This is a genomic window from Polaromonas sp. P1_E3, from assembly GCF_056405935.1.
Genome location: NZ_JBFUBD010000090.1, coordinates 1 through 10,689, shown reverse-complemented (window position 1 = coordinate 10,689; position 10,689 = coordinate 1). Strand labels below are relative to the sequence as shown.

The window sequence follows — 10,689 nt, the reverse complement described above, 5'->3', positions numbered from 1 at the left end:
GCGCAACTGTGTCCAGTCGCGGCGGGCGTGCCAGACGATCTGTACTGCGTTCACCTGCACGGTTTCCTCAATAGGCTGGCCATGCTGCATGCCGCGCAATTCGACGCGGTAGCCATGTGCCAGTGCCGCGGCACGCGCACTGCTCTGCGGGTTGTCTGTGCTCTGCACGACAGCAATGCCGCCCAGTGCCTGGCCTTGGGCCAGAGCCTGTGACACAAACAGGTCCGCATGCGCCTGCAGGAAACGCCCGGTGCCGAACTGGAGGATGGGCGTGCTCACATGCAGGCTCCGGTCAGCATTCGATCAGCGCCTTGACCACGCCTTGCGTAGGGTCCAGCAGCGTGGCGAACCGGGCGGGTACATCGGCCAGAGCCATTCGATGGGTGTTCAGTGCCGCGGTGGGGATTTTGCCCCCCCGCATCGCCTCAAGCACCGTTTCGAAGTCATCCATGGTGGCGTTGCGGCTGCCCAGCAGCGTCGCCTCGCGTTTGTGAAACTCCGGATCGGCGAACGTAATGTTGTCCAGCACAATCGACACCAGCACATACTTGCCGCCATGGGCAATGAACTGGAAGCCGCGTTCCATGGCTTTCGCGTTGCCCGTGGCGTCAAAAACGACATCGTAAAAATCCCCCTCGGTCAGTGCGCGCAGCTCGTCCAGGTCCTTGTCACCTATCACAACACCCGCGTGCGCACCCAGGTGTTGTTTGCAGAATTCCACTCGCTCCTTTCGCGTGTCCAGCGCCGTGACCCGGCCACCACGCAGGCCGGCGAACAGCAGGGCAGCCATGCCGATGGGGCCTGTCCCCACCACCAGTACACGCTGACCGGGCTGCACGTCGGCGCGGCGCACGGCGTGGGCGCCAATCGCCAGAAATTCCAGCATGGCGGCCTGGTCCAGCGAGACACCTTCCGCCTTGCGCACAAACTGCGCGGGTACGTTGAGATATTCGGTGAAGGCGCCGTCGCGGTGCACGCCCAGTACCTGGATGTTGACGCAGCAGTTGGTCTTGCCCTGACGGCAGGCCACACACCGGCCGCACGACAGGTAAGGCATGACGAAAACGCTGTCGCCGGCCTGAAGGGCGCTGTCCGCTGGAGCTTCTTCCACGGTACCTGCGATCTCGTGGCCCATGACGCGTGGATAGGCGAGGAAAGGTTGTTTGCCGGTGAAGATGTGCAGGTCGGTGCCGCACACCCCTACGCGACGGATACGCAGCAGCACATCGCCTTCATTGCGGATGGGCTTGGCCCCTTCGACCGTGCGCAGCACGCCGGGAGTTTCGCAAATGACTGTCAGCATAGATGTCCTTGAGTGGAAGTGGTTGGTCCAGGTCCAAGGCAGCCAGCCGCAGGTTCGCGGCGAAGGCGTGTCAAATCCGTGGTGTGCATATGCCCATCCTCCGGCAGCCGGTGCCGGAGGGGTCCTTGGGTTGGAGTGGTTTAGTAGAGAACGTTCTTGGCAGCGGGYGTGTCGATGTTTTTCTTGGTCACCATCAACACACCGGTATCGCGGAAGGCGGGCACTTTCTTGCCTGCCACGATTTCCGCCACGGTCTTTACGCCGAGGTTGCCCATCTCGAAGGCGCTTTGCACGGCGATCGCCTCTATGGTGCCGTCTTTCACAAAGCCTTGCAGGTCGGAGTTGCCGTCAAAACCAATGGCGACTACTTTGCCGGCTTTGCCTGACTGAACCAGTGCGCGGCCCATGCCGATAGCGGTGGGTTCGTTGGCACCGAAGATGCCCTTGAGGTCGGGGTTGGCGGCCAGGACGTCGGTGGTCTGGTTCAGTGCGGTACCCATCTGCGAGTTGGAGTAGAAGGGGCCGACGATCTGCAGCTTGGAGTGCTTCTTGATGTAGTCGGTGAAACCTCCCACGCGGCCGATTTCGGAGCCCGAGCCTGCGGTGTAAGACATGATGGCGATTTTGCCGGTGGTACCGACTTTCTCGATCAGCGTCTTGGCGGACATTTCTCCGGCAGTCTTGTTGTCCGTGGCCAGGAAGGACTGGTAGTAAGCCTTGCCGGAATCCGATGCGGCGGAGTCAATCAGCACCACAGGAATCTTGGCTTCCCAGGCCTTTTTCATGGCGGGGATCAGGGCATCCGGATCCGACGGGGCCAGCACAATGCCGGCCACCTTGCGGTTCACGGCGTTTTCCACCAGGGCCACCTGCCCGGCAAGGTCGGTGTCCGACGCTGCACCCTGGAAGGTGGCGGTGTAGCCCTTGAGATTTCCCACGGCGGCGTTGGCACCCTTCTTCACGTTTTGCCAGAAGTCCGAGTTGGCCGTCTTCACGATGACGGCAATTTCCTTGTCGGCGGCCATCGCCATCGACGACGCAGCCACCAGGGCGGCTGCGATCAGTGTGTGGACAAATTTTTTCATTTCTTTCCTCATGGGTAGTGGTTGTGGAGGTTGTCTCTCGAAGTCCCGGTAAGCCCTGCCGGTAGGGATCACTTGCGATGGCGCATCTGGTCGATCCATACGGCCAGCAGGATGACGACGCCAATCAGAATTTGCTGGGTGAAAGCGGACACGCCGCTCATGTTCAAACCGTTGCGCAGGATGCCGATCACGAACGCGCCGATGACGGTGCCCGACACGGTGCCCACACCGCCCGTGAGCGAGGTGCCGCCTATCACCGCGGCGGCAATGGCATCAAGTTCGTACATCAGGCCCTCGCTGGGCTGGGCCGTGACCAGGCGCGACATCAGCACGCAGCCGGTCAGCCCGGCCAGCAGGCCGGACAGCACATAGGCAAACAGCGTCACGCCGTTGACGTTCACGCCCGAGAGCCGGGCGGCTTCCAGGTTGGAACCGATGGCGTACAGATGGCGCCCCAGCGTGGCGCGGTTCAGCAGGATGGAGACGGCCAGCGCCAGCACGACCATGAGCACCACGGGGTAAGGGATGCCGACGAACACCACATCGGGAAAGCCGTCCGCGCCGATATTGACGATACGAAACAAGGCTCCGTTGCCCAGTTCCGCAAAGCTGTCGCCCAGGCCGCTGATGGCGCGGGCATCGGTCAGCTGCAAGGCCACGCCGCGTGCCACCAGCATCATTCCCAGGGTGGCAATAAAGGGCGGCAGTTTGAGCACCGTCACGCACAGGCCGTTGATCAGCCCGCACAGTGCACCGACCAGCAGGCCGGCAAACATGCCCAGCGGCACGGGCACGCCCGYCTTGACCAGCATGGCGGCCACGACGCCGGAAAGTGCCAGGATGGCACCTACCGAGAGGTCGATACCGCCAGTGATGATCACGCAGGTCGCTGCGATGCCCAGGTAGGCAATGGACGTCACCTGGAGCGCCACAGTCATGCCGTTGCCCACGCTGAAAAAGGCGTTGCTGGTGAAGGAGAAAATGGCGATGAGTCCCAGCAGGCTGGCCAGCGCGGCAAATTTCTGGAACAGGTCTTGTTGTTGTTCGGTCATGGTGTGGTTCGGGGAAAGAAGTCTTGGAGGGCTCAGTGGGTCAGCTGGTCGGCGGGCAAAGGCGGCACGCTGCGGCCGGAGGCGTAGTGCATGACCTCCTCCTGGTGAGTCTCCCGGGTGGGAAGTATGGTGACCAGGCGGCCTTCATGGAAGACTGCGACACGGTCGGTCATCCCCATGATTTCGGGCAGCTCGGAGCTGATCATCACCACGCCGATACCCTGTCCTGCGAGCTGGTCCAGCAACTGGTAGATCGCGTACTTGGCGCCCACGTCAATGCCGCGCGTGGGTTCGTCAAAGAACAGCACGCGTGATTGGCGGAACAGCCATTTGCTGATCACGAGTTTTTGCTGGTTGCCGCCCGAGAGCAGGCGCACGATCTGGCTGCTGCTGGGCGTGCGGATGTCGAGTGCGCCGATGTAGCGGCGTGCGGCATCCTCCTCTTTGGCAAACTGGATCATGCCCGCACGGTTGGACACGGCTTCCATGTTAGCCAGCGTGATGTTCTGCGCCACATTCATCTTCAATGCCAGCCCGTCGTGCTTGCGGTCCTCCGACAGGTAGGCCAGCCCCTGGCGCACGGCATCCCGCGGCGAATGAATGGTGAGGCGCTCCCCGCCCAGGAACACCTCGCCGGCGTCAATGGGGTCGGCACCAAAAATGGCACGGGCTACCTCGGTGCGGCCAGCCCCCATGAGCCCCGCAAAGCCCAGGATTTCGCCACGGCGCAGTTCAAAGTTCACGTCGTGGAACACACCCTGGCGTGTCAGGCCCTGCACGCGCAACAACACGTCGGTCGTAGGCACGGACGTCCTCTTGGGGAATACATCGTCCAGCGAACGCCCCACCATCCTGGCCACGATCTCTTCCACACTGGTGTCGGCCAGGCGTTCGGTGGACACGTAGCGTCCGTCACGCAAGACGGTGACCCGATCCACGATAAGCGCCAGTTCGTCGAGGCGGTGGGAGATGTAGACAATGCCCACGCCCGTACGCTTGAGCTCGTGGATGATGGCAAACAGCTTCTCGGTTTCCGACTCCGTGAGGGACGAGGTAGGCTCGTCCATGATGAGCACCTGGGCGTTGAGCGACAGCGCCTTGGCAATTTCCACCATCTGCTGCTGGGCTACCGACAGGGTTTTGACCAAGGCGTCCGGTGAGATGTCCTGCCCCAATTGGCGCAGGCATTGCTGTGCCTGGCGGCGCAGTGCCGCCCGGTCAATCAGCCAGCCTTTGCGTGGTTCGCGGGCCAGGTAAATGTTTTCGGCCACCGTGAGGTGCGGAGCCAGATTCAGCTCCTGGTGAATGATGGCAATGCCGACAGCTTGGGAGTCCGCGGTGGAATGGAACTGGCAGAACTCGCCGCGGTAGTACAGGGCCCCTGCATCGGGCTGGTACTGGCCGCTGATCACCTTCATCAGCGTCGATTTGCCCGCACCGTTTTCGCCGCACACCGCGTGTACCTCGCCACTTCGCACCTCAAAGCTCACACTATCCAGGGCCAGCACCCCCGGGAAGCGTTTGGTGATCCCTTCCAGGCGCAACAGTGCGCCAGCCTCGGCGGGGCTGGGCACGAACGAACGGACGGGACCGGACACGGATGACAGCAATGCGAACTCCTCTTGGCGGGTCAGGGGGACCGTAAGGGATGAATTTGCTTTTTGCAAATTGGTAAGGCCACCTGACACAATGTGGCGTATTTGGCCTTACCAACAAGTGCGTGTGTATTAGTGTTTGCCCGTGGTCTGCTGGTTAAAACGGGTATGAAAGGACAAAAAAAACCAGCGCAGGTGCACAGGCCCGACCAAGGGTACCGGGGCTAGGTTGAGGGCGCTCATGACCACTCGCGGCGGTTCTCGACCCAGCGCTGTTCGGAGGCTTGCAGATGCATGCGCATGGCGTTCTGTGCGGCCAGTACGTCCCGGTTCTCCAGGGCGCGCAGGATGGTTTCATGCTCCTGCAGCGCAATGGCCCAGCTTTGGCCGGATTCGGAATGCGCGCTCAGGCGCGCGGCAATCGGGCTGTGGCGCTCGTCAAACAACTCGCCCACCAGCCGCTCCAGCACGGAGTTGCCCGTCATGGCGGCAATCGCCTGGTGAAACTGCCTGTCAAAGGCCAGAGGCGAGCGGTTTTGCGCCATGGCCGACAGCATGTTGTCCAGAATCTGCCGCAGCACCAACAGCGCTTCGGACGTGGCTTTGGCGCAGGCCTGCAGCACGATGGTGCCTTCGATGGCGGCGCGTGCCTGCATCAGCTCGATCGGGCTTTCGCCCATGGTGGCCAGGGACTGCGGCTTGCGCTGGGCCGCGCTGCAGACATACACGCCAGCGCCCATGCGCACTTCCACGCTGCCCTCAATTTCCAGTGCAATCAGCGCCTCGCGCACCGAGGGGCGTGAGACGCCCAGCTGCTGGGCCAGATCGCGCTCCGGCGGCAGCCGCGCACCCGCGGTGTAGTTACCCTTGTCGATGAAGGCACGAATCTGCTCGGCAATTTGTTGGTAAAGCCGACGGTTGTCGACCTGTTTGAGTTGATCCAGCATGACTCCTCCGCGTGAAGTGCAGTTTATGCGACGGCGGTTCTTGCTGGTGGGCTACGACTCGAAAAGGTAAGGCCAATTCAATAATTTTGGCACTAGCGACACCCATTTTGGAGCCAATTTTTGCCATCTGGAGTACCACTCGTACTTTGCGCCCCTCATGATCCAGCGCCACCACCTTGACCAGGTTGGGCAGGCGAGCCGGCGCCACAGAGCAAAGCGGGAGCCGGGACGATAATCCAGGTCAACCTTTTCGATTCCCCTTAGCCATGAAAGCATGACCTCCATGAAGACATTGACCGCCGCGCTCGTCGCCCTGGCCTCTCTTGCCCTGTCCACCGCAGCCCTTGCCGCCGCCCTGGCCGAGACCCKGCCCAGCGGCGTGAAGATCGTACACAGCACCGACGGTACCGGCTCGCAACCCAAGGCGACCGACACCGTCAAGGTGCATTACCGCGGCACGCTGGCCGACGGCAAGGAATTTGACAGCTCCTACAAGCGCGGCGCACCGGCCACTTTTCCGCTGAACCGTGTTGTGCCCTGCTGGACCGAAGGCGTGCAGAAAATCAAGGTGGGCGGCAAAGCCACGCTGACCTGTCCGCCGGCCACAGCCTATGGCGAGCGTGGCGCGGGAAACGCCGTGCCGCCCAATGCCACCCTGACATTCGACATTGAACTGCTGGCCATCGAAAAATAGGGCTAACTGCTGCTCTCCAGCAGCATCAGCAGCTTGTCGTCAAACGCCTCAGGCCGCTCAAACTGCACCCAGTGGCCGGCCTTTTCGATCCAGCTCAAACCCCTGAAATCGCAGGCCTGTGCCAGCGCCGCTTCCAGCGCATCCGCCTTTCCGCGATAAAGCGCATCTTCACGGCCATAGATGGCATGAACCGGGCACCGCACGCGTGTCAGCGACTGCGCCAGTGCGTCGGTACGCGCGAGCCTCCGGCCTTTCATGCGGTCACGCAGGACGTTGGCCACATGGAGCCGCAAGGCCAGCCCGGTGATGATTTCCCGCCGGAAGAGCATCAAGGCGGCGAGGTTATGCCGGTGGATGGCGTCGCGCTGTTGTGGGTCTTCAAGGTGGCGCCAGGCGCGCAGGCGCACGGCCTTTTCCGGTGTGACACCCAGCCCCGGCGCGCCCACCAGCACGACGCGCGCGGCCCGCGCCGCAAAACGCTCCGCCAGAAAACCGGCCACCATGCCGCCGAATGAAAACCCGACCAGATCGCACGGTGCATCACCGGCCAGCATCTGCAGTCCCTGCTCCACGGGCCCGGGCAACACATCCGCATCCGTGCCCTGCGCAGGCGCAGCCGAGTCCCCGAAACCGGGAAGGTCAGGCACCAGCACGCGGCGGCCCGAGGCCACCAGCGCCGGAATGTTTCGCAGCCAGTGCATCCAGCTACCACTGCCGCCATGGAGCAGCACCAGCGGCGCCAGTCCTGGGCGATGCTTTTCCGCTTCCCAGACATGCCAGATCATTTGTCCGCTTCCGCAGGGGGTTTCGATGCGGCGGGCGCTTCGCGCCAGCGCCTGCGCTTCTTCAGGCAGTTCAAAGTCCAGGGAAGGGGTCATTCGGCATTTATACCCTGCCCACCATGCGGCCATTGGGAAGCTCCTAAACTGATCCCGCTGCCCCATGTCAGGGGCACGCCAGAGGCGTCAGCCGCTACACCCTACCTTCCATGATTCCTTTTTCCGTCCTCGACCTGTCCCCCATCGTCAAGGGCGCAACAGCAGCTGATGCCTTTCGCAATACCCTGGCGCTGGCACGCCATGCTGAGCAGCTGGGCTATCACCGTTTCTGGCTGGCCGAGCACCACAACAACCCCGGCATTGCCAGCGCCGCCACCGCAGTGGTCATTGGCCATGTGGCAGGCGGAACCCAAACCATCCGCGTGGGCTCCGGCGGCGTGATGCTGCCCAACCACTCGCCGCTGGTCATCGCCGAGCAATTCGGCACCCTGGCTTCGCTGTACCCGGGCCGTATCGACCTCGGGCTGGGGCGCGCGCCGGGCACCGACCAGCTCACCGCACGCGCGCTTCGGCGCGACCACCAGAACAATGCCGACACGTTTCCGCAGGACGTCGAGGAGTTGCAGGCCTACTTTGAACCGGTGGAGCCCGGCCAGAAAATCCGCGCCGTGCCGGGCGCTGGCCTCAAGGTGCCGCTGTGGCTGCTGGGCTCCAGCCTCTTCGGCGCCCAGCTCGCCGCCCTGCTGGGCCTGCCTTTCGCCTTCGCATCGCACTTCGCACCCGACATGCTGATGCAGGCGCTGGACCTGTACCGCAGTGGCTTCAGACCTTCCGCCCAGCTCACCAAACCTTATGCCATGGTGGTGGCCAATGTCGTGGCGGCCGAAACGGATGAAGCGGCACGCTACCAGCTCACCTCGGTGCAGCAGGCCATGACCAACCTGCTGCGCGGCACGCCGGGGCCCATGCCGCCCCCCATCGACGATATCGAAAGCTATTGGTCTCCGGCCGAGAAAGCCGGCGCACAACGCATGTTGCGCTACGCCGTCGCGGGTTCGGCGGCCACGGTTGAAAACCAGCTCCAGCGCTTCATCGAGGACACCCAGGCCGATGAACTGATGGTGACCACCCACATTTACGACCCTGCCATCGCCCGGCGCTCCCTGGAAATCACCGCGCAGGTGCGGGACAGGCTGCGGGAGGAAAGCGTGAGCCGCGCATAGCGCTATTGTTTTGATAGCTGCTGGCGCTCGTCCCTATTGGCCTGGAGCCTTAAATTGCTTCTAATTCGTCGCACCTGTTCCATCCGCCCGAAATCAGCCATGCCGGGATGCAGCGCCGCAGACCCATCCAGTCACCGACATACAGGCGCGCCCGTTGGCACAAATCATGCAAAGCTGAAATACCCGCCCGCGGGCAACAGGCCAGCTTTCCATGCACCCATTTCCACCGCCCGAACGCCACACCCTTTTTGACGATGCGCAGGGCATCTTTACGGGCACGCTGTTTGTGTCGCTGGCGATGGTGATCTTCAACCAGGCAGGTCTGCTGACGGGCGGTACGGCCGGCGTGGCCTTTGTGCTGCACTACGCCACGGGCGTGAGTTTCGGCAAGCTGTTCTTCCTGGTCAACCTGCCCTTTTACTGGTTCTCCTGGACGCGCATGGGCCGCGAGTTCACCGTCAAGACCTTCCTGTCCATTGCATTGCTGTCGCTGCTGGCGGACTGGTCACCCAGGGTGCTCGACATCGCAGACATCCACCCGCTGTACGCCGCGCTGGTGGGCGGCCTGCTGCTGGGAACCGGCTGCCTCTTCCTGGCCCGGCACCGGGCCAGCCTGGGCGGCGCCACCATCGTGACGCTCTACCTGCAGGAAAAGCACGGCTGGCGCGCCGGCAAGGTACAGATGGCTATCGATTCGGTTGTGGTGTTGATGGCGCTGACGGTCGTGCCCCCTGAGCGCGTGGCGTATTCAATCATGGCCGCCGTGCTGATGAGCCTGTTCCTCTGGGTCAATCACAAACCCGGGCGCTACACGGTGACCTGAAAGGCACGTGATGGATGGGTAGGCCGACTCAGTCGCCGCCGCCCACCTTGCCCCGTGAAGACTTGATTTCCGAACGCTGGCTTTTCCCGGCCAGGCGGCGCTGCTTCGAGCCGTAGGTGGGTTTGGTAGCACGCCGCGCCCGGGGCGGTGTGGAGACGCTGTCAACAATCTCCTGCAGACGCGCCATGGCATCGCTGCGGTTCATTTCCTGGGTGCGGTGCTGCTGGGCCTTAAGCACCAGCACGCCCTCCTGCGTGATGCGTCCGTCGCTCGTCGCCAGCAGTCGCTCCTTGACGGCGTCAGGCAGCGACGAGGCCGCGATGTCAAACCGAAGGTGAATGGCGCTCGACACCTTGTTGACGTTTTGCCCGCCAGCGCCCTGCGCGCGGATGGCGCTGAACTCCACCTCGCGTTCGTCAACGGGGAATTTCGGTGGCGCAGCCATGGTCAGCGCCGCAGGCGGTCAGGCCGCCAGCTCGGCCAGGCCGGCGATGGCCAGCGCGTAGCCCTTGACGCCAAAGCCGGCCATCACGGCCTTGGCCGCCGGTGAAATATAAGAGTGGTGACGGAAAGCTTCGCGCGCATGCACGTTGCTGATGTGCAGCTCGATCACCGTGACGCCTGCGCCCTTGATGGCATCGTGCAGGGCAACGCTGGTGTGGGTGTAAGCACCGGCATTCAGCACGATACCCGCCAATGTGCCCACAGCCTGGGCGCGCCCGGCTTCATGAATCGCGTCAATCATCACGCCTTCGTGGTTGCTTTGGCGAAAGTCGAGCTTGAAACCCTGGGTCACGCAGGCCTTGGTGCACAGCGCCTCTACGTCGGCCAGGGTTTGCGAGCCGTACACAGCCGGCTCGCGCGTTCCCAGCAGGTTGAGGTTGGGGCCATTGAGGACAAGGACTGTTTTCATGAAGCGGGGCTTTCCGGATGTTCGGGTGGATTGGGGTTGGCTACTTGCTTGGGCAGATTATCAACGCTGCCGCCGCCACCCCATCACCGAAGCACTCTGTCCCCTGCTCCTGCACCTGCCCGATCAACCCGCTGGCAGCGGCCCCTAGCGCAAGCTTTCAAAAAAGCGTTCCAGCAGATCGGCAAATGCCTCCGGCTGCTCCACCGCGCTCAAATGCGCTGCCGGCAAGGTGCGCAATTGCGCGCCCTTGATGCTGGCACAAATGGCTTCCGACA

The 10,689-nt window shown here is 63.0% G+C and carries 11 protein-coding genes and 1 pseudogene; 3 read left to right on the top strand and 9 right to left on the bottom strand.

Going from position 1 to position 10,689, the window contains the following annotated elements; genetic code table 11:
- From AC1D0Z_RS11775 to AC1D0Z_RS11750, 6 genes and pseudogenes are all read right to left on the bottom strand, one after another.
- Positions 1 to 279: pseudogene (locus AC1D0Z_RS11775) on the bottom strand (mannitol dehydrogenase family protein); the annotation flags it as partial.
- A gap of 13 nt (positions 280 to 292) precedes the next feature.
- Positions 293 to 1,303 carry a zinc-binding alcohol dehydrogenase family protein gene (locus AC1D0Z_RS11770; RefSeq protein ID WP_477658432.1) on the bottom strand — a complete coding sequence of 337 codons (1,011 nt, stop codon included), beginning with the start codon at positions 1,301 to 1,303 and terminating at the stop codon, positions 293 to 295.
- 140 nt (positions 1,304 to 1,443) lie between these two features.
- The gene (locus AC1D0Z_RS11765; RefSeq protein WP_477658431.1) at positions 1,444 to 2,388 is read right to left on the bottom strand and encodes a substrate-binding domain-containing protein; all 945 of its coding nucleotides are present in this window, start codon (positions 2,386 to 2,388) and stop codon (positions 1,444 to 1,446) included.
- Between the two features lie 68 nt (positions 2,389 to 2,456).
- Positions 2,457 to 3,440: an ABC transporter permease gene (locus tag AC1D0Z_RS11760; RefSeq protein WP_477658430.1), complete on the bottom strand. Its 984-nt coding sequence runs from the start codon at positions 3,438 to 3,440 to the stop codon at positions 2,457 to 2,459.
- 32 nt (positions 3,441 to 3,472) lie between these two features.
- On the bottom strand, positions 3,473 to 5,050 hold the full coding sequence (locus AC1D0Z_RS11755) for a sugar ABC transporter ATP-binding protein (RefSeq protein ID WP_477658429.1): 1,578 nt from the start codon (positions 5,048 to 5,050) through the stop codon (positions 3,473 to 3,475).
- Between the two features lie 224 nt (positions 5,051 to 5,274).
- On the bottom strand, positions 5,275 to 5,982 hold the full coding sequence (locus AC1D0Z_RS11750) for a FadR/GntR family transcriptional regulator (protein WP_477658428.1): 708 nt from the start codon (positions 5,980 to 5,982) through the stop codon (positions 5,275 to 5,277).
- 283 nt (positions 5,983 to 6,265) lie between these two features.
- Here AC1D0Z_RS11750 and AC1D0Z_RS11745 point away from each other — a divergent pair, with 283 nt between their 5' ends.
- Positions 6,266 to 6,676 carry an FKBP-type peptidyl-prolyl cis-trans isomerase gene (locus AC1D0Z_RS11745; protein WP_477658427.1) on the top strand — a complete coding sequence of 137 codons (411 nt, stop codon included), beginning with the start codon at positions 6,266 to 6,268 and terminating at the stop codon, positions 6,674 to 6,676.
- A gap of 2 nt (positions 6,677 to 6,678) precedes the next feature.
- On the opposite strand, the gene AC1D0Z_RS11740 is transcribed toward AC1D0Z_RS11745, so the two are convergent.
- On the bottom strand, positions 6,679 to 7,554 hold the full coding sequence (locus AC1D0Z_RS11740) for an alpha/beta fold hydrolase (RefSeq protein WP_477658426.1): 876 nt from the start codon (positions 7,552 to 7,554) through the stop codon (positions 6,679 to 6,681).
- A gap of 110 nt (positions 7,555 to 7,664) precedes the next feature.
- On the opposite strand from AC1D0Z_RS11740, the gene AC1D0Z_RS11735 reads away from it, so the two are divergent.
- Together AC1D0Z_RS11735 and AC1D0Z_RS11730 are read left to right on the top strand one after the other, a co-directional pair.
- Positions 7,665 to 8,678, top strand: coding sequence for an LLM class flavin-dependent oxidoreductase (locus AC1D0Z_RS11735; RefSeq protein WP_477658425.1), 1,014 nt, complete (start codon positions 7,665 to 7,667; stop codon positions 8,676 to 8,678).
- 211 nt (positions 8,679 to 8,889) lie between these two features.
- Positions 8,890 to 9,501 (top strand): DUF6198 family protein, encoded by a 612-nt coding sequence (locus AC1D0Z_RS11730; RefSeq protein WP_477658424.1) that lies wholly within the window; start codon positions 8,890 to 8,892, stop codon positions 9,499 to 9,501.
- Between the two features lie 28 nt (positions 9,502 to 9,529).
- Here the strand turns inward: AC1D0Z_RS11730 and arfB are convergent, their stop codons facing one another.
- Both arfB and aroQ read right to left on the bottom strand, forming a co-directional pair.
- On the bottom strand, positions 9,530 to 9,946 hold the full coding sequence (gene arfB, locus AC1D0Z_RS11725; protein WP_477658423.1) for an alternative ribosome rescue aminoacyl-tRNA hydrolase ArfB: 417 nt from the start codon (positions 9,944 to 9,946) through the stop codon (positions 9,530 to 9,532).
- An 18-nt stretch (positions 9,947 to 9,964) separates the two neighbouring features.
- The gene (gene aroQ, locus AC1D0Z_RS11720) at positions 9,965 to 10,414 is read right to left on the bottom strand and encodes a type II 3-dehydroquinate dehydratase (protein ID WP_477658422.1); all 450 of its coding nucleotides are present in this window, start codon (positions 10,412 to 10,414) and stop codon (positions 9,965 to 9,967) included.
- Positions 10,415 to 10,689 lie beyond the last annotated feature (275 nt).

Excerpts from the sequence above, each read along its gene's own strand:
- AC1D0Z_RS11740 (WP_477658426.1), bottom strand. The coding sequence starts at position 7,554 with ATGACCCCTTCCCTGGACTTTGAACTGCCTGAAGAAGCGCAGGCGCTG.
- arfB (WP_477658423.1), bottom strand. The coding sequence starts at position 9,946 with ATGGCTGCGCCACCGAAATTCCCCGTTGACGAACGCGAGGTGGAGTTC.
- AC1D0Z_RS11750 (WP_477658428.1), bottom strand. The coding sequence starts at position 5,982 with ATGCTGGATCAACTCAAACAGGTCGACAACCGTCGGCTTTACCAACAA.
- AC1D0Z_RS11770 (WP_477658432.1), bottom strand. The coding sequence starts at position 1,303 with ATGCTGACAGTCATTTGCGAAACTCCCGGCGTGCTGCGCACGGTCGAA.
- aroQ (WP_477658422.1), bottom strand. The coding sequence starts at position 10,414 with ATGAAAACAGTCCTTGTCCTCAATGGCCCCAACCTCAACCTGCTGGGA.
- AC1D0Z_RS11730 (WP_477658424.1), top strand. The coding sequence starts at position 8,890 with ATGCACCCATTTCCACCGCCCGAACGCCACACCCTTTTTGACGATGCG.
- AC1D0Z_RS11735 (WP_477658425.1), top strand. The coding sequence starts at position 7,665 with ATGATTCCTTTTTCCGTCCTCGACCTGTCCCCCATCGTCAAGGGCGCA.